Source organism: Plantactinospora sp. WMMC1484 (assembly GCF_049315195.1).
Taxonomy (GTDB): Bacteria; Actinomycetota; Actinomycetes; order Mycobacteriales; family Micromonosporaceae; genus Plantactinospora.
In genome coordinates this window covers 7,520,751-7,546,062 of sequence record NZ_CP186055.1, presented here as the reverse complement: position 1 = coordinate 7,546,062, position 25,312 = coordinate 7,520,751, and the positions used below count along the sequence as shown (strand labels likewise).

Genomic DNA, 25,312 nt, shown 5'->3' with positions numbered 1-25,312 from the left:
ATGCTGGACGCACTGCTGGCCGACACCCGGGCGCTGGTGGAGTGCGAGTCGCCCTCCACCGACCTCGCGGCCGTCGCGCGCAGCGCCGAGGTGGTGGCCCGGGTCGGCGCCGCGCGGCTGGGCAGGCAGCCGGAGCGGATCGTCCTCGACGGCCGTACGCACCTGCGCTGGCGGTTCGGCTCCGGCCCGTCCCGGGTGCTGGTGCTGGGCCACCACGACACCGTCTGGCCGCTCGGGACGCTCGCCCGCATCCCGTACGGCGTCGTGGGCGACGTGCTGCGCGGCCCCGGTTGCCTGGACATGAAGGCGGGCGTCGCAATGGCCTTCCAGACGATCTCCGCGCTGCCCGACCGGGACGGGATCACGCTGTTGGTGACCGGCGACGAGGAACTGGGGTCGCCGTCGTCCCGGGAGCTCGTCGAGTCCGAGGCGCGCGCGGCCGGCGCGGCGCTGGTGCTGGAGGCGGCCGCCGACGGGGGAGGGTTGAAGACCGAGCGCAAGGGCGTGTCCCGCTACGAGCTGGTCGTCACCGGCCGGGCCGCGCACGCCGGACTCGCCCCCGAGCGCGGGGTCAACGCCACCGTCGAGCTGGCACACCAGGTGCTGCGCATCGCCGCGCTGACCGACGCCGGGGCGGGCACGACCGTGACCCCGACGCTGTCCCGCGCGGGCACCACGACCAACACCGTGCCGGCCGGCGGCAGCGTCGCGGTGGACGTCCGGGTCCGGTCGGTGGCCGAGCAGGACCGGGTGGACGGCGCGATACGGCGCCTCACGGCCGTGCTGCCCGGCGCCGTCATCGAGGTCGTCGGCGGACCGAACCGCGTGCCGATGGAGGCCGCCGCCTCCGCCGCCCTCTTCGCCCGGGCACAGGAACTGGCCCACGCGCTCGGCCTGCCGCCGTTGGTCGCCACCGCCGTCGGCGGTGCCTCCGACGGCAACCTCACCGCCGGCGTCGGCACGCCCACCCTCGACGGTCTGGGTGCCGTCGGCGGTGGTGCGCACGCCGACGACGAGCATGTCCTGCTGGAGTTCCTCCCCGGCCGGACGGCGCTGCTGACCTCGCTGATGGCCGAGTTGCTCTCCGCAGCACCGGCCCGACCCGGGACGTCGGGTGCCCGGTGACCATGACGAGCCCCGAGAACCTCGACAGCATCGGCGCCGTGCCCGACGTGGCCCCACCGGCCGTCGCTCCACGCACCGCACCCGAGGAGGCTATCGCCGGTCCCCGTGCCGCCGACGAGGCCGTCGCCGGTGCCCGTGCCGCCGACGAGGCCATCGCCGGTGCCCGTGCCGCCGCCACGGCGGCCGGGGTCAGCGTGCGCGAGGTGACCGACCTGCGCGACCTCGAGCGGGTCGTCCGGCTCCTCGCCCGGATCTGGGGACGTGACGCCAATCCGCCGGTGAGCCTCGAACTGCTGCGGGCCTTCGGCAAGGCGGGCAACTACGTCGGCGGCGCCTTCGTGGACGACGAGCTGGTCGGGGCGTGCGTCGGCTTCTTCCACGCCCCGTCGGAGGACGCGCTGCACAGCCACATCGCCGGCGTCTCCGCCGAGATGGTCGGGCGTCGGGTCGGCTTCGCCCTCAAGCTGCACCAGCGGGCGTGGGCGATGTGCCGGGGCGTCGACCACATCGCCTGGACCTTCGACCCGCTGGTGTCCCGCAACGCCTACTTCAACATCGTCAAGCTGGCCGCCCGGCCTGTCGAGTACCTGCCGAACTTCTACGGCCTGATGGTGGACAAGGTCAACCGGGACAGCGACACCGACCGGCTGCTCGTGCACTGGCCGCTGCGCGACCCTGCGGTGGTCGAGGCATGCGTTCGGCCGAGCGGCAGTGCGGCGCCGGCCGGGCGCCGGCGGGCTCCCGCCCCGGCCGCCGGTGCGATCGTGGCCCTGGGCGCGGCGGCGGACGGGTCACCCGAGCCGGGCCGCCTCGACGGCACGACGAGCCTGGTGGCCGTCCCGCCGGACATCACCAGCCTGCGCGTCTCGGATCCGGTCCTGGCCGGGCGGTGGCGCGGCGCCGTACGCGAGGCGATGACGGCCCTCATGGCGCAGGGCGCCACGGTCGTCGGTTTCGACCGGACCGGAGGATACGTGCTGCGGAGGGATCGATGAAACTCACCGGCTGCGAGCTGCGCTGGATCACCATGCCCCTGGTGGCACCCTTCCGCACCTCGTTCGGCACGACGACCAGCCGCGAGGTGCTGCTCGTGCGCGCCGTCACCGAGGACGCCGAAGGATGGGGCGAGTGTGTCGCGATGTCCGACCCGTTCTACTCCTCCGAGTACGTCGGTGCCGCCGGGGCCGTGCTGCGCGACCACCTCATCCCGGCGCTGTTCGCGGCGGCGCCCGCGAACACGCCCGCCGTGGCCGGCGCCCTCGCTCCGATCAGGGGCCACCGGATGGCCAAGGCGGCGCTGGAGACCGCCATCCTCGACGCGGAACTGCGCGCCGAGGGTCGCTCCTTCGCCCGGGAACTCGGCGCCGTGCGTGACCGGGTGCCCTGCGGCGTCTCCGTCGGGATCATGGATAGCATTCCCGCCCTGCTCGACGCGGTCGACGGCTACCTGGCCGAGGGGTACGTCCGGATCAAGCTGAAGATCGAACCCGGCTGGGACGTCGAGCCCGTGCGCGCCGTACGCGAGCGGTTCGGCGACCGGCTGCTCCTGCAGGCCGACGCGAACGCCGCGTACGCGCTCTCCGACGCCCGGCACCTCGCCGCGCTCGACCCGTTCGACCTGCTCCTCATCGAGCAGCCGCTGGCCGAGGAGGACGTGCTCGGCCACGCCGACCTGGCCCGCCTGATCCGCACCCCGGTCTGCCTCGACGAGTCGATCACCTCGGCCGCCTCCGCCTCCGCCGCGATCCGGCTCGGCGCCTGCCGGATCGTCAACGTCAAGCCGGGCCGGGTCGGCGGATATCTGGAGGCGAGACGCATCCACGACGTCTGTGCCGCGCACGGCGTACCGGTCTGGTGCGGTGGCATGCTCGAGACCGGGCTGGGCCGGGCCGCCAACGTGGCCCTGGCCGCGCTGCCGGGCTTCACGCTGCCGGGGGACACCTCCGCCTCCGGCCGCTACTACGCAGCGGACATCACCGAGCCGTTCGTCCTGGCCGACGGGCACCTGCCCGTGCCCACCGGCCCCGGGCTGGGCGTGGCACCGGATCCGGACCGCCTGGCCGAGTGCAGCACGCGGACGGAGTGGATCACGGCCTGACCTCGCAGGAAGTTCGTTTGTCGCCGGCAACCCCGGGCCCTTATCGTCGTAGCGACGTCCAGGCTCAGGGAGTGCTCCATCACCGCGAACCCCGCCCCGTCGACGCGACCACGAGCCAGCCTCGGTCGCGTGCTGGACGACCTCGGCTCCATGCTGCTGGAGCTGGTGCACGGCGACCCCGACAGGGCCGAGCCGGTCGGTGCCGTGGTGATCCACGACCCGGACGACAACCCGGTCCTGCCCCCGCGTGCGCTCGTGCTGGGCGTCGGCGTCAGCGATCCGGCGGCCATCGTCGACCTGATCGACCAGATCGGTGCGCAGCAGGCCGTCGCGCTCATCCTGCGCTCGTCGGTCCCGGCGCTTCCATCGGTGCGGGCGGCGGCCGACGAGGCCGGGGTGGTCCTGCTCGGCCTGCGCCGCGGCGCACCGTGGGCGCACCTCGCGGCGATGCTGCGCTCGCTGCTCGCCGAGGACGAGGTCGGGGTGGCCGAGTCCGAGTCGCTGCTGGGGCTCCCCTCCGGCGACCTGTTCGCGGTGGCCAACGCGATCGCGGCGCTCATCGACGCTCCGATCACCATCGAGGACCGCAGCTCGCGGGTCCTCGCCTTCTCCGGCCGACAGGAGGAGGCGGACGCGCCACGGGTGGAGGTCATCCTCGGCCGCCAGGTCCCCGAGCGCTACACGCAGGTGCTCACCGAGCGTGGTGTCTTCCGCGATCTGCTCCGCACCGACCAGCCGGTGCGGATCGACCCGATCGGGGACGGCCGGCACGGGTACTCGATGCCGCGCTGGGCGATCTCGGTCCGGGCCGGTGACGAGGTGCTCGGCTCCATCTGGGCGGCGACGCACCAGGATCTCACCGACGAGCGGGCCGAGGCACTGCGGGACGCCGCCAAGCTCGTGGCCCTGCATCTCATGCGGTTGCGGGCCGGTACCGACGTCCAGCGCAGGCTCCGGGTCGACCTGCTGAGCTCGGCGCTGGAGGGTGGTGCGGGCGCCCGTTCGGCCCTGGAACGGCTCGGCCTGGCCGGCCAGTCGCTGCTGCTGCTCGGCGCCGCGCTGTCGCAGGGCGGCGAGTCGCGCGCCGACGATCCCGCCGTCATCCAGGAGCGCCAGCGGCTCGGCGACGCGTTCGCGGTCTACCTGCACGCGGTCCAGCCGCGCAGCACCACGGCGCTGGTGGGCGGCACCGCGTACGGCCTGCTTCCGACCGCGCTCGACGACGCCGAGGCTCGGGGCCAGCGCCTCGCGGCCGACTTCCTGGACCGGGTCGGTGACCGGTACCGCCCGGTGGTCGGCATCGGCCCGGTGGCGCGCGACATCAGCGAGCTGGTGCACGCCCGCGCCTGCGTCGACCGCACCGTGCGGGTGCTGGCCCAGGTCCGTGGCGACCGGCGGACCGCCCGCATCGACGACGTCCACGTCGAGTCCCTGCTGCTGGAACTCCGCGACCTGGCGGCGACCCGCGGAGACGGCCCGACCGGCGGCATCCGCAAGCTCATCGAGTACGACCGCCGGCACGGCAGCCACCTGGTCGGTACCCTGGCCACCTGGCTCGACCACTACGGCGACGTCGCGGCCGCGGCCCAGTCGTCGTACGTGCACCCGAACACCTTCCGTTACCGGCTCCGCCGGCTCGCCGAGGTCGGCGGCATCAACCTGCGTGACCCCGACGAGCGCTTCGCGGCGATGCTGCAACTCCGGCTGCTCGGTCCCCGCCCGGAGAACCCGCCGGCCTGACACCCGCCACCGGTCGGTCGGCACTTCCCGCCTGCGCGTCGACGGGTGAACCCCCGGACCCGACCGGGGGTTTGCCCGCCATCACGTCCGGGGGCGTACCGGATGGTTACCCGGCGCGCCTTCGCCCAGGCTGGTGGACAGATCAGCGTCGTCCACGGCGGGCCGGAGCAGCTACGACCCGTCGACCGTCGTAGGGAGCCTGGGTTGACCATTCTTTCCGCATGTCTCGGGGCGATACGGGGCTGGCACCGTCCGCTGCTGGCGAGCGCGACGCTCATGTTCACCCTGACGGTGGTCGCCACCGCCGGTCTCGTCGTCGACGACCGCCTGCTCATGGGCGAATCGGTCTGGGTGAAGCCGATGAAGTTCGGGTTCGCCATGGGGGTGTACGGCCTGACGCTGGCGTGGCTGCTCAGCAGGCTGAGCAGGGGCAGACGTGTCGGGTGGTGGCTCGGCACCGTCTTCGCGGTCGCCGGCCTGCTGGACGTCGGTGCCGTCTTCTATGCTGCCGCGCACGGCACCTTCAGCCACTTCAACGAGAACGCCGAGCCCGTCGCCCGAACCGTGCGGACGGTCTTCTCCTTCGGCGTCATGCCGCTCCTGCTGATCACTCTGATCATCGCGGTCCTGGTCCTGATCCAACGAACCGGCGACCGCGCCGTGGACCGCGCGCTGCGCGCCGGACTGGGACTTGCCGTTGCCAGCATGGTCGTGGCCCTCTGGCTGAGCGACTCCTCAAGCGCCGCGACCCGTACGGTGACCGACGCCAACGGGAACCCGGTGACCATGAGCGGCGGTCACGGCATCGGCGACCCCGACGGCAACGGGATGTTTCTCACCCACTGGAGCACGACCGGTGGCGACCTTCGCGTACCGCATTTCGTCGGCATGCACGCCATCCAGGTGCTGCTGCTCGTCACCGCGATCCTCGGTGTCCTCGCGACCACCCGTGGCTGGCTCCGCGACGAACAGGTCCGGGCCCGGCTGGTCGGCGTCGCCGCCCTCGGCTACACCGGTCTGTTCACGGTGCTCACCTGGCAGGCGAGGCGTGGCATGCCGGTGACCGACCCCGATCGGCAGACACTGCTCGCCTTCGCGGTCGTGGTGGTGCTCACCCTCGCGGCGGCCACCGCGGTGGTCGTCGACGCGCGTCGGCGGTCCGCGCCGCCCGCCGACCCGGGACGGCGCGACGGGAAGCGGGTGGCGGTGTGATCCCCGGAGCGGCCCGTGCGGCCGACCCGGCCGGGTGAGCGCGTCGGCAAACGCCTGCACCGACTGCCGCGCCCGGCCACCGTGGGTGGCGACCGCCACGTCCGGTGGGTGTCACGAAACGCCGTCCCGTCCGGTCGAAGTGGTCGACAGGGCGCCCGCAGGCGCCGAACAGTGACCCAGGAGATCCAGATGAAGATCGTCGTCATCGGCGGCAGCGGACTGATCGGCAGCAGGGTGGTGGACCTGCTCGGCGCGCGGGGCCACCAGGTGGTGGCGGCCTCGCCGAGAACCGGGGTGAACGCGGTCACCGGCGAAGGGCTTGCCGAGGCGCTCGACGGCGCCGAGGTCGTCGTCGACGTGTCGAACTCGCCCTCCTTCGAGCCGGCCGCCGCGCTGGAGTTCTTCGAGACCTCCACCCGTAACCTCCTCGCCGCCGAGACCGCCGCCGAAGTGGGCCACCACGTGGCCCTGTCGGTCGTCGGGGCGGACCGGATGCCGGAGATGGGGTACATGCGGGCGAAGGTCGCCCAGGAGAAACTGATCGCGGCCTCACCGATCCCGTACTCGGTGGTGCGCGCCACGCAGTTCTTCGAGTTCCTCGACGCCATCGCCGGCCTCGGCACGGACGGCGACACCGTACGCCTGGCGCCGGTCCTCTTCCAGCCGATCGCCGCAGACGACGTGGCCGACGCGGTGGCGGAGGTCGCGGCCGGGGCGCCGATCGGCGGGATCGTCGAGGTGGCCGGCCCGGAGCGGTCCCGTCTCGACGACGTGATCCGGTCGGTCCTGGAGGCCGACCAGGACCCCCGGAAGGTGGTGGCGGACCCCGCCGCCGGCTACTTCGGGACCGTGGTGGCGGAGGACGCGTTGGTGCCGCTCGGCGAGGCCCGGACCGGCCGGATCCGGCTGGCGGAGCGGCGCGGGGGAGCGGGCGTGGCGTAACCGCCCCGGCCTGCCGGGCGGCTTCGGCGCCGAACTTTGCCGCCCGCCGGCGGATTCGTGGACTATGGCATCGTGCAGCCCGCAGCCGATGGGAAGGCCGTCCCGGCCGACGACGTGGCCGAATTCCAGGCGGTCCGGGGACGGCTCTTCGGGATCGCCTACCGGATGCTCGGCAGCGTCGGTGACGCCGAGGATGTCGTCCAGGATGCCTGGCTCCGCTGGCAGGGGACGGACCGCCGGAAGGTCGACAACCCGGCGGCGTTCCTCACCACCACGACGACCCGGTTGGCCATCAACGCGGTGACGACGGCGCGGGCGCGCCGCGAGACGTACGTGGGCCCGTGGCTGCCGGAGCCGGTGGACACCGCCACCGACCCGGCGCTCGGGGCGGAGCGGGCGGAGGCGCTGGACCTGGCGGTCCTACTGCTGTTGGAGAAGCTCGCCCCGGCGGAGCGGGCGGCCTACGTGCTGCGGGAGGCGTTCGGTTACAGCCACCGACAGGTCGCGGAGGTCCTGGAGACCTCCGAGGCGAACGCCCGGCAACTCGCCAGCCGGGCCCGCCGGCACCTGGCGTCGGCCCGGTCGACCCCGGTCGGCCGGGCCGAGCACCGGCGCCTGGTCGAGGCGTTCCTGGTGGCGGCCCGGGACGGGGACCTGACCGCCTTCGAGCGACTCCTCGCGGACGACGTGGTGGCCCGCCCCGACGGCGGCGGGCGGGTGCACGCATCCCGGAAGGAACTGTCCGGCGTGACCCGGGTGACCACCTTCCTCGACAATGTGCTGCGGAAGTACTGGGCCAGTGCGGTGTTCCGGCTCGTCCAGGCGAACGGTTCGGAGAGTGTGCTGGTGGCGGCGGCCGACGGAACCCCGCAGGCACTGCTCGCCCTGGAAACCACCCGGCGAGGTGTCGACCGTCTGTTGATCGTGGTCAACCCGGACAAGCTCCGGCAGTTCGCCGCCTGAGTGCCGGCTCCGCCGGTCTGCCCACCGGCGAAAGAGCTGGTCCGTCGCCGGCCCGTCGCGCGGGTGGGTGTGTGGGTGGGTGGGTCAGAATCCCTGGCCCGCGACGACCGAGAGGAGTCGCAGCTTCTCCGCGCTCTCGCTGCCCGGCGTGGCGGTGAAGACCAGCAGCGACTGCGACTGGTCGGGGTCGAGCAGGACCTGGCAGTGCAGTTCGAGGAGGCCGAGCCGGGGATGCCGGATCCGCTTCGGCGCGCAGTACGGGCCGGTCACCGGATGGTCGCGCCAGAGGCCGGCGAACTCGGTGCTGCGGGCGAGGAGGGCGGCCACGATCTCCCCGGCCCGGGAGTCCCGACCGGCCCGGGTGTACGCCCGGTGCAGGTCCGAGGCGAGCAGCCGGCTGTGCCCGGGATGGTCCTCCTCGGGGTGGATGTGCCGGCTGGCCGGATTGGTGAACCAGCGATAGTGCAGGCTGCGGGCCAGGCCGGTGTGGCCGGTCTCGTCGCCGAGCAGGGCGCTGGCGAGCCGGGTCTGCCGCAGCGTCTCGCCGAGGTCGCTCACCACCTGGGCGGCGGAGTCGCCGAGCCCGTCGAAGATGCGCATCATGCCCGGGTTGACGTGCTCGGCGCGGCGGACCCGCCGCGGGACCGGATAGCCGCCGAGCTGGAACAGATGGTCCCGTTCCTCCAGGGAGAGCCGCAGGCCGCGGGCGATCGCGGCGAGCATCTGCTCGGAGGGGCGGGGGCCGCGCTGCTGCTCGATCCGGCTGTAGTAGTCGGTCGACATGTCGCTCAGCGCGGCGACCTCCTCGCGGCGCAGCCCGCCGGTACGGCGTCGCTGCCCCCGGGGCAGCCCGACCTCCTCCGGTTGCATAGCCGTACGCCGGCTGCGCAGGAACTCGGCGAGCCGAGCCCGGTCCATGACGCTTCCTCCCGATCCAGGTCTCCCGGACTGATGCCGTCCGGTTCACGGGCACCGCCCGCCGTGCCGTAGTCGCGATCTCCACAACACGCTCCGGGCCGGCCGCGATTCCGGGGGTGTCGACCGTCGCACCCCGGCGGGGGCGGAAGCCAGGCGGCAGTCGTCCAGGGATCGACTGTCCCTGGTTGCCCCCGACCGCTCGGCCAAGACTCGGATCCATGACTGGATCAACCCATTCCGTGCCGAGCCACTGGATCGACGGGAAGCCGGCCCCGGCCGGATCGCCGGAGACCATTCCCGTGATCAACCCGGCGAACGGCGAGATCGTCGCCGAGGTACCCGCCGGCACCGCCGGGGACGTGGACCGTGCGGTCGCCGCCGCCCGGGCCGCCTTCCCGGGCTGGGCCGCCACCCCGCCCGCCGAGCGCGCCGCCGTCGTGGCGCGGATCGCCGAGGGCCTGCGGGCCCGGAGCGAGGAGATCGCCGTGACGATCACCGCCGAGATGGGGTCGCCGCTGACGCTCTCCCGGACCGCCCAGGTCGGCTTCCCGGTGGCGGTGGCCGAGTCCTTCGTCACCCTCGCGGCGGAGGTCGACTGGACCCGGGAGATCGGGAACTCGCTCGTCGTACGCGAGCCGATCGGCGTGGTCGGCGCGATCACCCCGTGGAACTTCCCGCTCCAACAGATCGTGTCGAAGCTGGCACCGGCACTGATCGCCGGCGACACCATGGTCTTCAAGCCCTCCGAGGTCGCGCCGCTGACCGCGCGGATCCTCGCCGAGGTCACCGCCGAGGCGGGTCTACCGGCGGGGGTCTTCAACGTCGTGCACGGCACGGGCCCGGTCGTCGGCGAGGCGATCTCCGCCCACCCGGAGGTCGACATGATCTCGTTCACCGGCTCCACCCGGGCGGGCCGGCGGATCGGTGCCGTCGCCGCCGAGACCGTCAAACGGGTCGCCCTCGAACTCGGCGGCAAGGGCGCCAACGTGATCCTCGACGACGCCGACCTGGCCACGGCGGTCGGTGCCGGGGTGGCGATGGCGTTCACCAACGGCGGCCAGGTGTGCGGCGCCTGGCCCCGGATGCTCGTACCGGCGTCGCGGCACGACGAGATCGTGGCGCTGGCGGTCGCCGCCGCCCGGGAGTACACCGTCGGGGAGCCCACCGACGAGGCGACCCGGATCGGTCCGATGGCCTCCGAGGCGCACCGGGAGCGGGTCGACGGCTACATCCGGCGCGGCATCGCCGACGGCGCGACGCTGGTCTTCGGCGGCCCCGGCCGACCGGACGGGCGGGAGCAGGGTGCCTACGTCCGGCCGACGATCTTCGCCGACGTCGACCCGTACTCGGTCATCGCCCAGGAGGAGATCTTCGGCCCGGTGCTGACGATCATCCCGTACGCGGACGAGGACGAGGCCGTGGAGATCGCCAACGGCACGGCGTACGGGCTGACCGGTGGGGTCTTCGGCGAGCCCGAGCACGCGCTCGGGGTGGCGAGGCGGCTGCGCGCCGGTCAGGTCGACGTCAACGGCGGCCACTGGAACCCGTTGGCACCCTTCGGCGGCTACAAGCAGTCGGGCAACGGCCGCGAGTTCGGCCGCGCCGGCCTGGAGGAGTTCCTGGAGACCAAGTCCATCCAGCGCTGAGCGCGGGCGCCGCGTCAGCCCTGGCCGCCCGTCAGGTCGAGCAGGAGGTCGTCGAGGACGAGTTCCTCTTCGACCCGTGCGCCGCGTTGCCGCATCGCCGCCGTCAACTCGGGATCCCAGCTCGCCTCGACCGGGATGCCGGGCAGCGACCCCGGTGCGGCGGCCGGTGCGGCGTCCAGATATCCGGCGGTGTCGTACCGCCACGGCCGCCAGGGCACGCGGGACCGGAGCAGGTTGGCGATCCGCACCCCACCCCAGTCGAAGTCGCCGTGGTAGTGCAGCTCGCAGCCCTGCTCCGCGAGTGCGCGGAGCAGCCGCAGTGCGGCGGTGGACGGTTGGCCGCCGATGCAGACCAGCGGTGCGCAGGCCCGGCCGAGCCGGTCCGCTGCCGTGGCGAGCACTGTCGGGTTCTCGCAGACGTGCACCGGGGTGGTGCGGAAGCGGAGCCGGTCCCGGCCGATCTGCCGCAGCGTGAGTACCACCGGCTCGCCGAGGTCGGCGGCGGTCGCGGTGAGGTCGTGCAGCCGGCTGCCGGCGGCGGCGGGCAGGTTGAGGACGAGGACGGTCGAGGAGAGCTCGTCGACGAGTACCCCGGCGACATCCCAGAGCGCGCGTCGCTGCTCGGCGGCGGAGGCGGGCAGCGGCCCGGCACGCCACCAGGTGGCCCGCACGGCGGAGAGCACCAGTGTCGCGATCGGACTGTCGGCGTCGAGTGCGTGCGCGTCACCGACCGTCCGGACCGCGAGCCGGGCCAGCGGTACGCCCGCGGCGGGCAGCTCCCCGAGCACGGAGACCAGGTCGGCGGTGAGCCGGGCCGCCGCTTCCGGTGTCCGGCCGAGTCGGCGGACCAGTGCGCCGGTGCCGGGATCCGCGCACCAGTCGGAGAGTTCCGCGCGGCGGCCGCCCAGCGTCGACAGCGGGGCGAGCGCACCGCGCCACGCGGCGGCCTCGGCGGCCCGGACGTCGGCGAGTACCGGAACCTCGCCACCGAGCAGTTCGACGGCGGCGGCCAACCCGTCGTGGTGCATTCCGCTGCGCCGGACGACCCGGTCGAGGTCGTCGAGGTTGACGGTGAGCGAGCTGCCCCGGCCGGGGCGCCGTCCCAGCAGCCGTTCGACCGCCCGCCGTTCCTCATCGGTGGGCTCGCCGAGCGAGAGGCTGCCGGTCAGCGCCCGGCCGTGCGCCAGCCGGTGGCGCAACCGCTGGACGAGCCGGGCGGTCTCCGCTCCACCGAGCTGGCGGCGCAGCCGCTCGGGGTCCGTCACTCGAGGTTCCAGAGCCCGGGTGGCGGTCCGTCGATCTCCCCGCCGGTCGAGGGTGCGGCGGCGGGTCTGTCGGTCGCCGAGGGTGCGGCGGCGTTCTCGCCGGCCGACGGCACGGCGGGTGCCCTGTCGTCCGGGTCGCGCTGCCGGGGCGGCTGCTGCGGTGCGGGCCGCAGCAGCCGGTGCCGCTCGCGCCCGTCCCAGCGCCACGGCGTGACCAGGACGGCGTCGATCCCCTCGTGCCGGGCCAGTTGGGCGATGCCGAGACCCGGCACCTGCGGGTAGCAGCCCCACTCGCGCTCGCTCGTCATCACCACGTCCAGGTCGAAGGTGGCGAGCAGGCCGAGACACTTGGCCCGGGAGTCGTCGTCCACCCCGGCGAACGCCTCGTCGAGGGCGATCAACCTCGGCGCGTACGGGTTGCCGGCCGAGCCGTAGTAGGAGGAGGCCGCCGCGAAGAGCGGAATGCTGGCGGCGAGCACCCGTTCACCACCGGAGGCGGGACCGGTCGCCGGTCGCCACTGCCCGTCCTGGCGGCGCTGCACCGCGAACTCGTGCCAGGCACGGTAGTCCAGGGCCCGGGTGAGCTGCTCGGTCCAGGTGGCTCCCTCGTCGCGCAGACGTTCCCGGTCGATCTGCTGTTGCAGGAAGGCGCCGACCGTGCGCCGGTCCTCGTCGTTCCAGACGTCGGTGCTCTGCCGCAGCTGCCGGGCACGCAGCTCGGCGAGACCGTCCGGGGCGTCCCTGGTCGGCCGCCACAGCAGCCGCAACCGCATCCCGGTCGAGGTCGGGCGGGCCTCCAGTTCGGCGTTCATGCTCTCCACCTGCCGCTCGGCGCCGGAGATGAGTTCCTGGAGCGCGCCCGCGACCTCGTTCACGAGGTGGGTCTCCAGCACCTCCCGCTCGTGTGCCGAGAGCACCCGCTGCCGCTCCTCGACCTCGCCGACGAGCGCGGTGGCGAGGTCGGCGACGCTGCGGCCGTGCCCCTGGAACACCACCTCCACGACCATCGTCTCTTCCCGTACGGCGGGGAGCACCTGGTGACCGTGCCGGGAGAGGTTGTCGGCGAGGAGCTTGATGTCGACGCTCACCTGCTGCTGGAGGCGCTCCCAGCGGGCGTGCTCGGTGTCGACGTCGGCGAGCGTCCGGTCGATGCCCCGGGCGAGCGCCACCGCCGGGGTGGCCGCCCAGGGCTGCCCGGGATCGGGCAGCTCCAGCCCGGGGCAGACCAGGTCGATCAGCCCGGTGCCGGCGAAGGCGCGCAGCGCCGCCACCGCCTCGTCCCGGTCGCGGCTGACCTCGGCGAGCTCCCGTTCCAGGCCGTCCCGGCGGCCGCTGGCGGCACCGCGTGCGTCGCGGGCAACGCCCTCCTGCTCCCGGGTGTGTCGCTGCGCCTCCTCGCACCGGGTCAGCGCCCCGGCCACCTCGGCGAGCTGCCGGCGCAGTTCGGCGACGGAGGCGCCCGCCGTCGCGTCGAGGGTGTCGAACTCGATCCGGGCCGCCGTCGCCTGCTGCCCGGCCGAGGCCGCCTCCTCGGCCGCCGGTTCGAGCCGGGTCAGCCGCTCCTCGTACGCCCGTCGCGCCGCACCGTGCCGCCGGGCCGCCGCCCACCCGCCGGTCACCGCCGGCCACCAGGCGGCGAGCGCCACCCGGTAGCTCTGCAGCCCTTCGCGTACCCCGGCGAGTTCCTCGGCGGAGTACGGCAGCCCGACGTCACCGGCGAAGTCGGTGGCCTCGGTGAGCGCGTCGGCGGCCACCCGGGCGGCGGTCTCCAGCTCCGCCCGCGCCTCGTCCCGGCGGGCGAGCGTCTCCCGGCGGTGGTCGTAGGCGGTCCGGACGAGCGTGTGTGCCTCGCGGAGCGGCTGGTCGGAGGGGAGCGATTCGGCTTCCTCGGTGACCCGTCGCCGCCGTGCGTCGAGGGTGCCGCGCTGCTCGGCGAGGTCGTCGGCCAGCGCCGACAGTTCGGCGGCCTCCTGGCGCAGCCGGGCGATCCGGGCACGCCGGCTCGCCGCTCGGGCGCCGTCGCCGATGTGCTCCGCCGCCGGTTTCGTCCAGCGTCCGGCGAGGACGCCGGTGGCGTACCGGCCGTCGGCGTCGACCCAGGTCACCGCGGCCGAGCCGGCGCCGTACCCGATCGCGGCGAGGACGTCGGCGACGAGCCGGTCGGTAAGCGCGGCGGCGGCGGGATCGGCGGCGTCGATCGCCGGCCGGAGCAGGCCGTCGAGGGTCGCGGAACCGGCCGGCGTAGCTCCGGGGGGTGGCCCGCCGCCGGGGCGCGGGCCGGCCGGCCGCAGCACCGTGTCGCCGGAAACCGGGTCGCGCAGCGTGCCGTCCGGGTCGAGCCAGGCATCGAGTACGCCGGCAGCCTCCAGCGCCGCCTCGATGCCGGCCCGGTCCGCCTCCGGCACGTCCTCCGCGAAGTCCACCACCCGCCACAGCGGCGCACCGGCCCGGTCCACCCGTACCCGCGGGTCCCGGGTGTGCGGGGTCGGCGGTGGCTGGTGCACGCCGTCGGCGAGCCGGCGCAGCTCCGCGTCGATCTCGTCCAGCCGGTCCCGGGCGCGGCGCTGCTCGGCCTCCAGCGCGGCATCCTGCCGGGCGATCGCCTCGGTGGCCGAGGTGGCGGCGCGGGCCACCTCCCGGCTCGCCGGGTTGTCGCCGGCCAGGGCCGGGACCCACTGCTCCAGCCGGGCGAGCAGGGCGTCGGGGTCGGTGACCGGAAGCTCGACCAGGTCGGCGAGATGTTCCCGGACCTGCCGGACCAGCAGCTCGCCCGCTCCGGTCGCCGCCGCCTCCGCCTCGGTGATCCGGAGGTCGGCGGTGGCCGTCTCGCCGTCGAGCCGGTCGAGTTCGCCGCGGGCGCGCTCCGCACGACCCCTGGCGGCGTCGGCCGCCGCACGCAGCCGGTCGAGGGTACGCAGCGCACCGGTCCACGCCTCGATCAGCTCGGCCGCGGCCCGGCTCGCCCCGGTCACCTCAACGGTCGGGCCGGTCACTTCGGCGGTCGGGCGGGTCACTTCGGCGGTCGGGCGGGTCACATCAACGGTCGGGCGGGTCACTTCGGCGGTCGGGCCGCCGGGTAGTGCCGCCACCACCTGGTCCCGGTGCCGGTCGGCGATCCTCGCCCGCTCCGCGCTCTCCGTCACCTCCCGCCGGACGGCCGCCTCGACCTCCTCGGCGTGCCGCAGCTCTCCCGTCGCCTCGTCGAGGGCGCGGCGGTGCCGGGCGACGTCCGACTCGACGTCGCGCAGGTGCTGCCGCTGGCGTTCGGCGAGCCGGGCCCGCTCCTCGGCGATCTCCCGCAGCCGGTGCAGGTGCTCCGCCGTCCGGGCCTCCGGGCTCTCCGCGAGGGCCTGCCGGCGCGCGGCCAGTTCCCGGCTCTCGTGCTCCAGTTCACCGAGCCGGGACTGTGCCTGCCGGACCCGCTCGTCCTCCTCCGCGTACGCCCGCTGCGCCTCGACGAGGTCGCGGCCGAGGTGTTCGTAGCGGCTGTGCCGCTGGCGCAGCACGCCCGCCTTGCGCTTCGTCGCCACCTGCGCGTAGCGGCGGTAACGGGCGAGGAAGTCGTCGGCGGCGCGTTTGGTCTCGGCGAGTTCCCGCAGCGTCTCCCGCTCGTCGTCGAGGCTGCGGAACGCCTCCGCCACCTGGGCGATCAGGTTCTCGTCCAGCGGCGGCAGAGCGTCGCCGAGCGCCCGGGAGAGACTCTTCTCGTCGGGCCGTTTCGACAGTTGCGGCTGGCGCAGCTTGATGAGCAGCGAGATCAGCGCCTCGTAGCGGTTGCCGAGCCCGAAGAGCGCCTCGTCGACCGCGCGCCGGTAGTCGCCGGCCCGGTCGTAGACCATGCCGGCGCCGCCGAGCGCGTCCCGGAGCCGTTCCCGGGCCAGGGCCGTGCCGGTCGGGGTGACGAGGTGCAGGTCCCCGCCGACGCGCTGGCTGGTGACGAAGAACCAGTGCCGGGCGATGCCGCGTCCGGCGACCGCCTTGAGCCCGGCGCCGAGGGTGAGGTAGTGGTGGCGGCCGTCGGGGTCACGGCGGCCGAACTCCAGCCAGGTGTAGCCGAGCCGCTCCGGGTGCGGATGCCGGCCGCCGAGCAGCAGGTTCCACTCCATCCGCTTGTTCGGGTCGCCGTCCGGCTCCACCCGGTACGGCGCGAGTTCGCCGTCGAGCAGGAACGGCAGGGTCAGCGCCAGCACCTTCGACTTGCCGGTGCCGTTGTTGCCGCGCAGCAGCAGGCTGCCGCCGTGGAAGTGGAACTCCTCCTGGTCGTAGTAGAAGATGTCGACCAGGCCGGCACGGAGCGGCTGCCATCGTTCCTGCTGTGGCAGTGGCAGTGGCAGTGGCAGTGTCCGGGTCGGCAGTGCCGGGGGCGGAGACACCGTCACCGTACGGGTTCCTTCCGTTCGCGGATGGTCGGTTGGGCACGTTCGCGGATGGTCGGTTCGGCCAGGGCGTAGCGGGCGATCGCCGGTCGGGCGTGCACGAGCGGGTCGGCGCCGGGCTCGACGGTGACCAGCTTGAGCGCGCGCAGCGCCTCCAGCGCGGTCGTCACCAGGTCGACCTCGGCACCGGGGTCGGTAGCGTGCTTGCGCCAGTACGACCTGTGTTCCCGGGCCAGCGCCCGGGTGTGCCGGTGCAGCTCGCTGACGTTCACGCCCCGGCCGGCGCTGGCGATCCGCTCGGCGAGCAGTAGGGTCAGGTGGCTCTGCATCCCCTCGGCCGGCATCCGTACGTCGGTCAGCTCGTCGGCCGGGTCCACCATGGCGATCCCTTCGGACCGGACCTCGGCGACCAGGCCGGTGAGCTGGGTGATCCGGTTGAGCAGCGCGAACCGCTGGCTGGTCAGGTAGGAGCGTTCGGCCTCGGAGAGGTCGTCGTGGTAGACCACCGGCTGTTCCAGCAGCAGCCGGGTGAGCCGATGCCGCAGCGCCCGGTTCCGGGCGTCGTCGAGATCGAGTACCGCCTCGGTGGTCAGCGCGTCCAGCCGTTCCTCCGGCGCCGACTCGGAGATCATCGATGGGCCACGGGCGGCGGCGAGCAGCCCGGAGATCACCCGCCGGTCCACGTCGTAGAGGACGTCCCCGCCCGCGCCGAGGTACGCCTCCTCGTCGCCGGCCACCCGGCGCAGCGCACCCCAGTGCAGCAGCAGCCGGACCACCGCCACCATGTCGGCCCGGCGCTCCCGCCGGTCGAGGGTGAAGGTGAAACCGGTGTCGGCGAGGGCCGGCTCGGCGGCGGCCAGCACGATCTCCTCGGCCAGCCGACCCAGCGTCACCTGACCGTCGGTGCGTTCCAGCGCGGCCAGGGCCAGGCAGGTCAGCACGTACCGCTGCCGGGAGAACGGTGTCTTCGCGCGGGGGTCGCGGGCCGGATGGGTCCCGTCGTACGGATCGGCGGTCAGCTTCATCAGCCGGATCGTCTGCGCGTCGGCGACGAGCCGCCAGCCGGTCTCGCGCTCGAACCACTCCCGCAGCTCCGGCGCGCACGCCCGGACCAGCCGGAACTCCTCGTCGGCGGTGAGGCCGGCGACCAGCAGCGGGCGGGCGAGCAGGATCCGTGCCGCCTGCCGCAGCCGGGCCGCCGGCTCGTCGGCGGCCGGGATCCGGTTCCTTCTCATACGGCGGCCAGGGTGCGGGTCGGAAGGAGATCGGTGATCTCGATCAGGTGGTCGGGGCCGGTGAGCACGCCGTCCTCGGTGACGATGCGCACCCGCGGCGCGTCCGCCAGCCGGGCGAGCCGGACCAGCAGCGTGCCGTCGGAGGTGGTGGTCACCACCTCGTCGGCGTCCGGCTGGCGCGCCGCGAGCGCGTCACCGAGCAGGTGCAGGAAGAGCCGGAACTCGGCGCTGTCCAGCTCGCCGAGCCGGGAGAGCGTGATCGGGCCGGGCGTGGCGAGCGCGGCGCGGGCCCGAGCCACCTCCGCAGCCTGGCGTTCCATCCGCTCCGCGAGGAGTCGGCGCTGCTCGGAGCGGTCGACGACCCGGTTGGGCGAGCCGCGCCGCTCGTACGAGCCGGTGCGCCGCAGCCGAGGGCTGATCTCCAACGGCGGTGCCTCCGCCCACGGTGTGGCACTGGCGACCGGCCGTTCCTCGGTGCGGGCCAGGCTCTCGGCGGTGGTGGTGAGGTGGCGGGCGGGGGAGAGGCCGAAGGCGGTGTGCCAGAGCCGGTGCGCGGACTCGTCGTCCGGAGCCTGGGCGAACCAGAGCGCCAGGGTCCGGAAGTCGGCCGAGCGGTCGGAGCGGCCGGCCCGGCGCTCGTTGATCGCCGTCACCGTGCCGAGCAGCTGGCGGATCGCGCCGATCGCCGCCGCCCGCAGCAGCCGGGCCTGCGACTGCCGCCCGCCGCCGTCGGCGCTGACGAACCAGTCGCGCAGCCCCTGCCAGCGCTGTTGCCAGGCGGCCAGCGCCGCCCCGGTCGCGGCCTGCCGGGCGTGCTCGTCGGCCTCGTCGCCCGGGGCGGCGTCGGCCGCCTCACGCCGCGCCGCCACCTCCAGCAGCGGCAGCACGCCCGCCGCCTCGATCTGGCCGGCGAGCGCGGCGATCTCGGCACCCCGGTTGGCAAGATCGGCGATGAACCGCTCGATGTACGAGATCAACTGCTCCTTGTACGCCAGGAAGACGTCCACCTCCGCGTCGGCGAAGTCGACGGTACGACGCAGCGAGGCCATGAACGCCTGCGCGTTGTCGGCCAGCCCGGTGAAGCGGTCGACCAGGCTCATCAGCAGCAGGTGCGTCTTGGCCGGGTCCGGGGGTTCCCCCGGTCCCGCCTCGGTCGGGTTCGCCTCGGTCGCGATGACCAGCAGCGCGCGGAGCTGGGCGGCGATGTCCGACAGCGCCACCGACTGGAGTGCCCCGCGCCGCGCCACGGTTTCCTCGTAGACCGCTATCGCCTGCTCGGCGGCGTGCCCCTCCGGGCTGAGCTGGTAGAGGTAGCGGGCCCGGTGGAAGTCCTCGACTGTGGTGACCCGGCCGGTGTCGGGATCGGCCCGCAGGTTGCCCCACTCGGCGAGCTGGGTCAGCGCGGCGGTGACCGCCTCGGTCGGCGTACCGGGGCCGAGGTCGGCGAGGACGTCCTCGGGGCGCAGGTGCACGGTGAAGCGTTGCTTCGCCCGGACGAATGTCGACAGGATCGCACGGTAGAGCGGGGCGTTCTGGGCCTGCAGGTGGGCGAAGGGCTGCGCGGAGGATTCGGTCCGGCCGGGCATCGAGCCATCATCGCATCGGCGGGGGTGGGCCGGTCGCACCGCCCCGGGCGTTTCGCGGGGGCGCGGGCGCTGTAGGTGCTGCATGGATAGCCGCGCTGGACTTCGACGTATCGGCGGATGACGGGGGTGGGTCAAGCCAGCGAGCTTCGCGTCGGGCGGGGTGCGACGTGGGGTCAGTCGAAGAGCTTGTTGCGCTCGTCGCGCAGCGGTCCCATCTCCTCGTCCGGGGTACCCGTCAGGTCCCCGCCGACCTCGATCAGGTAGAGCGCCAACCACATGACGCCCTTGGCTGCCTGCTCGAACACCCAGCCGAACCCGTCGCCGAGCGCGCCGGTGATGCCCAGCGTGGCGAGGTACGTCGTGTCGAAGACGGCTCGAAGCGCCGCCCAGATCATGTTGAGTCGCCCCGACTGTCCCCGTCCGCCTGATCGGATGATCACCACGATCGTCACGACGACCGCGACGACGGCGGCGCAGGTCGCGAGGGCCTTTCCGATCCAGCGGAGGATCGCGGCGATCGCGTAGAGGAGCATCGCGATGAGCGCGAGCAGCGCCCCGACCACGAAGAGGATGATCGCGGCAATCCACTTGAGCACCGTCAGTACCACGTCGAGGGCGTTCGCGGCGGCGCTGCCGGCCTGCCCGCCCCATGCCATGTCGCTGCGGAACTGCGTCAGGTCGCCGTGTACCCGGAGGGCCTCCTCGGCAACCGAGCGATGCTGCTCGGCGGCGGATCGCAGCGCCTCGAAATCGGCGTCGGCCTGACGCAGCGGTTCGAGGATGTCCGGCAGCCTTCGGCCGTACAAGCCTTCTACCCGCCGGACGTCCGACATGTCGATGCCGTACTTCTCGGCCACGCTAGCCATGCGTCTCTCCCGGCAGGTTGCGTGGCATCCGGTCAGCACCGCGGAGATCGGCCTGCTCGTATGCGGCGGCTGCCGCCAGGATGCTGTCAGTGAACCGGGAGAGGCTTTGCCCGACCAGCGAGAGACCGTCGACGAACGCCGAGTTCCCGTCGCTCCAGACCGTGGCGGCCCGCTGTCCGACCGGGAGTTCCGGGAACTGGCTCCGGTCCGGCGCCGCGCCGCCGTCGCTGAGACCGCGGGACAGGACGTCAACCCGGCCCGCCAGCTCTGCCAGCCCGGCTGCGACGCTGCGCAGGTGATCCGGGTCGGCCGATATGTCGCTCATGATGTCTCCTCGATTCGGGGAAACTGCTCGGTCGGGTAGAGGTCGGGGAATCGGCCGCCGGTTGCCGAACGTATGACCCGCACGAGCGCCTCCGGTGGCTGCTCGAAGCGGTCGAGGGGTACGTCGAGGATCCAGCGGGACGGGTTGACCAGGCGTTGCACGAGATGTGTCATGGGGGAGGCCCGGACGGTCGCGTCAGTCGGGCCGGCCTTTCCGGATACCCGCCTCGCGAAGATCAGCCGGCGCGACCGGCGCGGTCGGGCCGTGACGACGACGTGGTCCAGCTCCGTCCAGGCGACAGATCCGGCGACGGCGCCGGACCAGTGCGCCCCGGCGTCGTCGAGCACCAGCGTGAAGTCCCTGAGCAGCGCTGCCTGGCGACGGACGTACCTGCCGACGAACAACAGCGGCGCGGCGACGCAGATCCCCCGGCCGGCCCAGAGGAACAGGCTGGTGGCGAATCGTGGATCGTCCCCGGACACCCACCGGATGCCGAGCAGCACGACGGCGACGATCGCCACGACGGTCGAGGCGGCCAGCAGCGCGGCGCCCGCGAATTCCATACCTCGGCCGAGCGCCGAGCGGGATGCGCTACCGGCAGGACGGGTTCGGATCGTCGATCGCGCTTCGGGTGATACATCCATTCGCGGCCTCCGATCGAACCGGCATCGACGGTATGGTGAGGCATCGCTGGGTGGTCGAGAGGTGGACCCATGGTAATGAGCGGGGGGCCCGAGCGGGACCCCGTCGCCGATCCGGTGCTGGCTGCTCTGGACCGGGTCAGCGGCCGTGGGCGGTCGGAGGACGGGCTGGTGCGGGTCGCCATCGACGGTGGCGGCATCCCCCGCGAACTCACCATCGACGCCGAGGCGATGCGGCAGGCACCTGTGGCGCTGAGCGCGTCGATCCTGGAGGCGCTGCGCCTTGCGCACGAGGATCTGGGCGTTCAGGTGGGAGAGGAACTTGCCAGGGCCGCCGATGTCGGTGACCCTGCCGGCACTCCATCCGCTGCGGCCGATGCCGCCCGCGCTGCTGACGAACTCGATCGAACGGCCCAGGACATGTCCGGGGAGTTCGAGATGATGCGCCGACGCCTCTTCGACGCCATCGACGGCAGGTAGGCGTCGCAGTTTCCCGCCCATCGCCGAAACCTGACGTCGTGGCGTCAGGCGTGGGGTGAGCTACCAGTGGCCCCGGTTGGGCGTTCCGGGGAGGGTGTGTCGGTGTGGGGCGACGAACCAGCAGCGGGCGTGGTGGGTCTGCCATCGGTGCAGTTCGGTGCGGAGGCGGTCCGCCTCGGACCGGGCGGCGGACTCGGCCCGGCGGAGCCGGGCAATCTCGGCGGCGAGTCGGCGCAGGTAGGCGTACACCTGAATAGGGTCGAGGCCGCGCCAGCGGGTGCCGAAAGTCTTGGTGCGGGCCTGGCCCGGGTCGAGATCCCGGTGGCGGCTTGCCGCGCGTCGTCGGGCGGGGCCGGGGTGGGGGAGGGGTTTCATGGCGGTCCTTCGAGGGGGTGGGCGGCGGCGCCGAGGCGGGCGGGGGCGGCCGTCGGCCATCCGGATGGTCGCCGGCCGGAGCCCGGCACCCGCCCCGGGCCCTTTTCCGCTTCCGGCCGCCCGGGAGGCAGGCGGCCGGAAGGGGCTCTAGCTGGTCGCGCCGGTCAGCCGATCGGTGTACGAGCTCAGCGCCGAAACCGCACCGGTCAGGCTCTCCGTCAGCAGGACGAGCTGATCGGACGCGTGCGACCAGTGACCGATCACGGTGTCGGGGTCGAGTTCGGGGTCGTCGGCGTCGCGGAGCCGCTGGCCGGCGGCGCGCAGACGGTCGGGGAACCCGGCGACCCGCTCGGCCGCCTCGGCGAACTGTGTACGCGACAGGTCCAGCGCGCCGGCCACCCGGCCGATGCTTGTCACGTTGGGGTCGCCGAGCTGGGTACGCAGTTCGGCGACGCCCTCGCCGATCAGCTCCTCGGCGTGCACGGCCAGCTCGATCGCGTCCTTGCCGCAGCGGCGGGCCCGGCGTAGCGCCGGATGTGCCGAACCCTGGCTGGTCAGCACCAGCAGCGCGGATGCCGCGACGACCGCCAGGTAGACCTTGCGCAGGTCGTCCGCGACCTCCTTTGCCGCGTACGCCACGCTCGCCGTCTCCGGTGTCTCCGCCGGTGTCTCGTCGTCCGTGTCCTCCGTTGTAGCCGCCTCCGGCACCGTCACGCCAATCTCCTTCCGGTGGGTGTGCGGGTGCTTGCTGTTGGCGTGCCGAGGCGGCCCGGACCACTGGGGGAGGTTCGGACCACTGCCAGATAGCCTGCGGCCACCTCGGCACGGTTTCCGGGCGTACACCCGGAGGGAGAGCCTTCCCTGGTGCCAACCCGGGCGACTCATGGAGATGCTATTCCACTTAGTGACATAGGTCAACCAGGTGCTTGAGGAGGTTGCCACGAGCATGATCAGATGAGGGTGCCAACCCGGGAGGACCTGCAATGCCCACGATCCCGCTCAGCTACGCCGACATAGCCGCAGATATCACCGCTCGGATCAGGGCCGGCGAGTACGAGCCGGGTGCCAAGCTGCCGTCTTATACGCAGCTTGCCGACCTGTACTCGGTGTCGTTCTCGACGGCGGCCCGAGCGGTTGCCCTGCTGCGGGATCGTGGCGTGGTGGTCGGGGCGCCAGGCAGGGGTGTCTTCGTCAAGGACTCAGACCCGCAGGCGGAGTGACGCGGCGAGCTACTCCTGAATCCAGAACTGCCAGCCCGTGGGCGCTGGTGGCCACGACGGGTCCGGTCGCCAGCCCTGCGGGGGCACCCAGCCGGCCGGCGGTGGCGGCCAACTCGGTGGCACGACGAAACGCCAGCGCGGAGTTGTGGCCATCGTTTGTACTGGCGAAGCTTCGGCGCGTTGCGCCGGGTTGACGCCCCTGGCGGTCGGAGGCGCATCGAGCCAGCCGTCCGACAGCTCGCTTGCCTTCGACATATGCACGACCAGATCCGCCTTGACGCGATTTCCCTTCAGGACGGCTCGGGCGGCGATCGTCAGCCCCATGCCTTGGAGATGGGTGATGACCGGCAACGTCTCGGTCGAGGTGGCCGGGCTCAAGGTGCCGGCGGCTACGCCGTTGATCCGGACCTCGACGAGGGTGCGGCTGGACCGAGCCCGCTGGACCTCGACTTCGTGCAGCGTGACGTACACCCAGGACCCGCCGGGCGGGGCGACCAGCCCCGAGAGGTGGGCCATGTGCTTCTCCTCGCCGGATACCTGGACGGCGCGTCCGGCCGGGAGCACGGTGTGCAGCTCCGAAGGTGGCATGTTCGTCGGCACGATCATGTGTGGCTCTGCGAGATCGAGCGTGACCGAACCTACGAAGGCGACCCGTCCGGTTTCCCGGTCCTCGCGATCCTGTCCCCAAACGCGCGCCCGGACCTGGGGCGTCCAGCCCTGGTCGATAAGTGCGGTCAGGACTGGTGCGTACTGGGCGGCCCGCTCGCGGGGTAGGTAACCGACGTGGTAACCGGAGCAGAGCACCTTGACGGCATTTGGGTCGAATCGGTTGGTCGGCTCTGGGATCAGATGTGCCAGCGCGACGATCTCGCTGCCGTTCGGGTCGAAACTCCGGCCGAATATCGCACGGATCTGCTTTGTGTAGTTGGACTCGCCAACCACTTCCTGTCCACACCAGCCGCGCTGGCCCCATAGGTCAAAGGGTCGAGTCACTGCGGCAACGTACCGCTGCCCGGCGTGGGATTGTGCTCCTCCGACCAGCCACTGCGATTGTCAAAGATGTGACTCGTTTGCGAAGTCGCCCGGCGAGGTGCTACAGGGGTTCCTGCCAGTCGACGGTGCTGGGACGTCGCGCGGATTCGAGGAACTCCACCAGAGCTGCCTGCAGCCGGTCCAGGGGGACGCCGGTTCCCGTGTCGTACTCGACGTAGTGCGCGGCGAACTCGGGTGACTCCGGGACGCCAGCGAGGGTTTCGTAGTCGTGGTCGGGGTCGGCGTACGTAAGGTAGCCAAACCCCTGCCAGACTCCGACGCTCATGTCGTGATCTGGCACCGTTCGACCCTCATCATCCTGCACCGTCGGTCGCTGCTCGTGACGTACCAGCGCCGCAGTGGCGCCCGGTTGGCCGAGTGCCGAAATCAGGTCGGCGACGTCCGTCGCCGATCGGATGACCATCTCGTCGCCGCTGTTCGTGCCGTCGGCGTTCAGGATGGTCCAGGTGGCGACGAAGCTCATTGAGTCGACTCTCCTCGATACGTACGGCGGGTGCCGTCATGCTCCACCACTGTCAGCTCGGCCCCGGGTGGCAAGAAGTGGTGCAACTGCTTATCACAGGTGAAGGGCAGGGTCCGATCCCGGTCGCTCTGGCCGCAAATGGGACGGTCGATGACGACCGTCTCTCGTGTACGCCCTTCCTCGCGCATTCGAACCGCGAACTTGACTTCAAGGTGCACCGCCAGCCGAGACGCCGCCCTTAGATGTGCGGGCAAGGTGGCGGCGAACGCCTTGGCCTTTTGATACCACTCGTCGTGCTTGCCACTGTTCAGCTCCTCAACCTTTCCGTCCGAGCGCACCCACTTGCCCTGGGTGCGGGCACCCGGCACGCCCGGCGACAGCGACTCGCGTGCCCGCTTCACCAACTCGTCGTGCTTTCCGGGGCCGGCTGTCGCGCGGTTGGGCTGTTCAGCGAGTCCGGGTGTCTGGGCGAGTTCGGTGGTCAAGCCGATCGCGGACATGTAGGCCCTGATCGCTGCCGTTGCCTCACCGTTGGCCGCAGCGGCCTCGCGCAGGCGTTGGACCGCAGCCTGGAGGTGTGCCCTGGTCTGTTCGAGCAGCGGGTGTTGGCTTCCGCGTGTGACGGCCGTGAGCAACGCAAGCAGCTTGGCGAGTTGGTCAGCAGCCCCAATTGCCCGCATGCGGCTATCGGCGAGCCGCTCCACCATCCCTCGCAGCTCGTCGCCTACCTCGCTGAGACTCAACAGAGTTCCTTTGCTATGCGACCTATGTGGCTGGGAGGCG

At 72.9% G+C, this 25,312-nt stretch carries 23 protein-coding genes and 1 pseudogene; 10 read left to right on the top strand and 14 right to left on the bottom strand.

Features of this window, described 5'->3' with window-relative positions; all coding sequences use genetic code 11:
* The 7 genes from ACN28C_RS32425 to ACN28C_RS32395 all read left to right on the top strand — a co-directional run bounded on the left by ACN28C_RS32425 (window position 1) and on the right by ACN28C_RS32395 (window position 8,080).
* Window positions 1-1,125 (top strand): M20 family metallopeptidase, encoded by a 1,125-nt coding sequence (locus tag ACN28C_RS32425; protein ID WP_422771284.1) that lies wholly within the window; start codon window positions 1-3, stop codon window positions 1,123-1,125.
* Window positions 1,126-1,127: 2 nt separating this feature from the next.
* Entirely contained in the window at window positions 1,128-2,120 is a 993-nt protein-coding gene (locus ACN28C_RS32420) for a GNAT family N-acetyltransferase (RefSeq protein ID WP_422771283.1), read from the top strand.
* Entirely contained in the window at window positions 2,117-3,223 is a 1,107-nt protein-coding gene (gene menC, locus ACN28C_RS32415; RefSeq protein WP_422771282.1) for an o-succinylbenzoate synthase, read from the top strand. The genes ACN28C_RS32420 and menC overlap by 4 nt, the downstream gene beginning before the upstream one ends.
* 129 nt (window positions 3,224-3,352) lie before the next feature.
* Window positions 3,353-4,963, top strand: a complete 1,611-nt coding sequence (locus ACN28C_RS32410; protein ID WP_422771281.1) for a PucR family transcriptional regulator — start codon at window positions 3,353-3,355, stop codon at window positions 4,961-4,963.
* A 276-nt stretch (window positions 4,964-5,239) separates the two neighbouring features.
* Entirely contained in the window at window positions 5,240-6,175 is a 936-nt protein-coding gene (locus tag ACN28C_RS32405) for a hypothetical protein (protein WP_422774888.1), read from the top strand.
* A 189-nt stretch (window positions 6,176-6,364) separates the two neighbouring features.
* Window positions 6,365-7,117, top strand: a complete 753-nt coding sequence (locus ACN28C_RS32400; protein WP_422771280.1) for an SDR family oxidoreductase — start codon at window positions 6,365-6,367, stop codon at window positions 7,115-7,117.
* A gap of 72 nt (window positions 7,118-7,189) precedes the next feature.
* Window positions 7,190-8,080, top strand: coding sequence for an RNA polymerase sigma-70 factor (locus ACN28C_RS32395; protein WP_422771279.1), 891 nt, complete (start codon window positions 7,190-7,192; stop codon window positions 8,078-8,080).
* Between the two features lie 84 nt (window positions 8,081-8,164).
* Here ACN28C_RS32395 and ACN28C_RS32390 read toward each other — a convergent pair whose 3' ends face one another.
* Entirely contained in the window at window positions 8,165-8,998 is an 834-nt protein-coding gene (locus ACN28C_RS32390; protein WP_422771278.1) for a helix-turn-helix transcriptional regulator, read from the bottom strand.
* Window positions 8,999-9,216: 218 nt separating this feature from the next.
* Here ACN28C_RS32390 and ACN28C_RS32385 point away from each other — a divergent pair, with 218 nt between their 5' ends.
* Window positions 9,217-10,644 (top strand): aldehyde dehydrogenase family protein, encoded by a 1,428-nt coding sequence (locus tag ACN28C_RS32385; RefSeq protein ID WP_422771277.1) that lies wholly within the window; start codon window positions 9,217-9,219, stop codon window positions 10,642-10,644.
* 14 nt (window positions 10,645-10,658) lie between these two features.
* On the opposite strand, the gene ACN28C_RS32380 is transcribed toward ACN28C_RS32385, so the two are convergent.
* The 7 genes from ACN28C_RS32380 to ACN28C_RS32350 form a co-directional block, all read right to left on the bottom strand.
* Entirely contained in the window at window positions 10,659-11,909 is a 1,251-nt protein-coding gene (locus ACN28C_RS32380; protein WP_422771276.1) for a TIGR02679 family protein, read from the bottom strand.
* Window positions 11,906-16,288: a TIGR02680 family protein gene (locus ACN28C_RS32375; RefSeq protein ID WP_422771275.1), complete on the bottom strand. Its 4,383-nt coding sequence runs from the start codon at window positions 16,286-16,288 to the stop codon at window positions 11,906-11,908. The genes ACN28C_RS32380 and ACN28C_RS32375 overlap by 4 nt, the downstream gene beginning before the upstream one ends.
* Complete coding sequence (locus ACN28C_RS32370) at window positions 16,285-17,520, bottom strand: TIGR02678 family protein (RefSeq protein WP_422771274.1); 1,236 nt, start codon at window positions 17,518-17,520, stop codon at window positions 16,285-16,287. Before ACN28C_RS32370 ends, ACN28C_RS32375 begins: the two co-directional genes overlap by 4 nt.
* Window positions 17,517-19,106, bottom strand: coding sequence for a TIGR02677 family protein (locus ACN28C_RS32365; protein ID WP_422771273.1), 1,590 nt, complete (start codon window positions 19,104-19,106; stop codon window positions 17,517-17,519). Before ACN28C_RS32365 ends, ACN28C_RS32370 begins: the two co-directional genes overlap by 4 nt.
* Window positions 19,107-19,279: 173 nt before the next feature.
* Window positions 19,280-19,972: a hypothetical protein gene (locus ACN28C_RS32360; protein ID WP_422771272.1), complete on the bottom strand. Its 693-nt coding sequence runs from the start codon at window positions 19,970-19,972 to the stop codon at window positions 19,280-19,282.
* Window positions 19,965-20,297, bottom strand: a complete 333-nt coding sequence (locus ACN28C_RS32355) for a hypothetical protein (protein ID WP_422771271.1) — start codon at window positions 20,295-20,297, stop codon at window positions 19,965-19,967. The genes ACN28C_RS32360 and ACN28C_RS32355 overlap by 8 nt, the downstream gene beginning before the upstream one ends.
* On the bottom strand, window positions 20,294-20,860 hold the full coding sequence (locus ACN28C_RS32350) for a hypothetical protein (protein ID WP_422771270.1): 567 nt from the start codon (window positions 20,858-20,860) through the stop codon (window positions 20,294-20,296). The genes ACN28C_RS32355 and ACN28C_RS32350 overlap by 4 nt, the downstream gene beginning before the upstream one ends.
* A gap of 156 nt (window positions 20,861-21,016) precedes the next feature.
* On the opposite strand from ACN28C_RS32350, the gene ACN28C_RS32345 reads away from it, so the two are divergent.
* Window positions 21,017-21,418 carry a YbaB/EbfC family nucleoid-associated protein gene (locus ACN28C_RS32345; protein WP_422771269.1) on the top strand — a complete coding sequence of 134 codons (402 nt, stop codon included), beginning with the start codon at window positions 21,017-21,019 and terminating at the stop codon, window positions 21,416-21,418.
* A 60-nt stretch (window positions 21,419-21,478) separates the two neighbouring features.
* Here the strand turns inward: ACN28C_RS32345 and ACN28C_RS32340 are convergent, their stop codons facing one another.
* The 3 genes and pseudogenes from ACN28C_RS32340 to ACN28C_RS32330 all read right to left on the bottom strand — a co-directional run bounded on the left by ACN28C_RS32340 (window position 21,479) and on the right by ACN28C_RS32330 (window position 22,507).
* Window positions 21,479-21,667 (bottom strand): hypothetical protein, encoded by a 189-nt coding sequence (locus tag ACN28C_RS32340; RefSeq protein WP_422774949.1) that lies wholly within the window; start codon window positions 21,665-21,667, stop codon window positions 21,479-21,481.
* A 6-nt stretch (window positions 21,668-21,673) separates the two neighbouring features.
* Window positions 21,674-21,793, bottom strand: a pseudogene (locus ACN28C_RS32335) (hypothetical protein); the annotation flags it as partial.
* A 147-nt stretch (window positions 21,794-21,940) separates the two neighbouring features.
* A complete protein-coding gene (locus ACN28C_RS32330) occupies window positions 21,941-22,507 on the bottom strand; it encodes a hypothetical protein (protein ID WP_422771268.1) in 567 nt (188 codons plus the stop codon).
* 269 nt (window positions 22,508-22,776) lie between these two features.
* On the opposite strand from ACN28C_RS32330, the gene ACN28C_RS32325 reads away from it, so the two are divergent.
* The gene (locus tag ACN28C_RS32325) at window positions 22,777-23,013 is read left to right on the top strand and encodes a winged helix-turn-helix domain-containing protein (protein ID WP_422771267.1); all 237 of its coding nucleotides are present in this window, start codon (window positions 22,777-22,779) and stop codon (window positions 23,011-23,013) included.
* A 9-nt stretch (window positions 23,014-23,022) separates the two neighbouring features.
* Here ACN28C_RS32325 and ACN28C_RS32320 read toward each other — a convergent pair whose 3' ends face one another.
* The 3 genes from ACN28C_RS32320 to ACN28C_RS32310 all read right to left on the bottom strand — a co-directional run bounded on the left by ACN28C_RS32320 (window position 23,023) and on the right by ACN28C_RS32310 (window position 25,272).
* Window positions 23,023-23,955, bottom strand: coding sequence for an HIRAN domain-containing protein (locus tag ACN28C_RS32320; protein WP_422771266.1), 933 nt, complete (start codon window positions 23,953-23,955; stop codon window positions 23,023-23,025).
* Between the two features lie 151 nt (window positions 23,956-24,106).
* On the bottom strand, window positions 24,107-24,529 hold the full coding sequence (locus ACN28C_RS32315; RefSeq protein WP_422771265.1) for an Imm1 family immunity protein: 423 nt from the start codon (window positions 24,527-24,529) through the stop codon (window positions 24,107-24,109).
* Window positions 24,526-25,272, bottom strand: a complete 747-nt coding sequence (locus ACN28C_RS32310) for a DddA-like double-stranded DNA deaminase toxin (RefSeq protein WP_422771264.1) — start codon at window positions 25,270-25,272, stop codon at window positions 24,526-24,528. The genes ACN28C_RS32315 and ACN28C_RS32310 overlap by 4 nt, the downstream gene beginning before the upstream one ends.
* Window positions 25,273-25,312 lie beyond the last annotated feature (40 nt).

Bases quoted from the DNA above. Each gene is read 5' to 3' on its own strand.
- ACN28C_RS32345 (WP_422771269.1), top strand. From the start codon at position 21,017: ATGAGCGGGGGGCCCGAGCGGGACCCCGTCGCCGATCCGGTGCTGGCT.
- ACN28C_RS32385 (WP_422771277.1), top strand. From the start codon at position 9,217: ATGACTGGATCAACCCATTCCGTGCCGAGCCACTGGATCGACGGGAAG.
- ACN28C_RS32420 (WP_422771283.1), top strand. From the start codon at position 1,128: ATGACGAGCCCCGAGAACCTCGACAGCATCGGCGCCGTGCCCGACGTG.
- ACN28C_RS32360 (WP_422771272.1), bottom strand. From the start codon at position 19,972: ATGGCTAGCGTGGCCGAGAAGTACGGCATCGACATGTCGGACGTCCGG.
- ACN28C_RS32400 (WP_422771280.1), top strand. From the start codon at position 6,365: ATGAAGATCGTCGTCATCGGCGGCAGCGGACTGATCGGCAGCAGGGTG.
- ACN28C_RS32405 (WP_422774888.1), top strand. From the start codon at position 5,240: ATGTTCACCCTGACGGTGGTCGCCACCGCCGGTCTCGTCGTCGACGAC.
- ACN28C_RS32325 (WP_422771267.1), top strand. From the start codon at position 22,777: ATGCCCACGATCCCGCTCAGCTACGCCGACATAGCCGCAGATATCACC.
- ACN28C_RS32350 (WP_422771270.1), bottom strand. From the start codon at position 20,860: ATGGAATTCGCGGGCGCCGCGCTGCTGGCCGCCTCGACCGTCGTGGCG.
- ACN28C_RS32315 (WP_422771265.1), bottom strand. From the start codon at position 24,529: ATGAGCTTCGTCGCCACCTGGACCATCCTGAACGCCGACGGCACGAAC.
- ACN28C_RS32355 (WP_422771271.1), bottom strand. From the start codon at position 20,297: ATGAGCGACATATCGGCCGACCCGGATCACCTGCGCAGCGTCGCAGCC.
- ACN28C_RS32390 (WP_422771278.1), bottom strand. From the start codon at position 8,998: ATGGACCGGGCTCGGCTCGCCGAGTTCCTGCGCAGCCGGCGTACGGCT.
- ACN28C_RS32425 (WP_422771284.1), top strand. From the start codon at position 1: ATGCTGGACGCACTGCTGGCCGACACCCGGGCGCTGGTGGAGTGCGAG.
- ACN28C_RS32365 (WP_422771273.1), bottom strand. From the start codon at position 19,106: ATGCCCGGCCGGACCGAATCCTCCGCGCAGCCCTTCGCCCACCTGCAG.
- ACN28C_RS32370 (WP_422771274.1), bottom strand. From the start codon at position 17,520: ATGAGAAGGAACCGGATCCCGGCCGCCGACGAGCCGGCGGCCCGGCTG.
- menC (WP_422771282.1), top strand. From the start codon at position 2,117: ATGAAACTCACCGGCTGCGAGCTGCGCTGGATCACCATGCCCCTGGTG.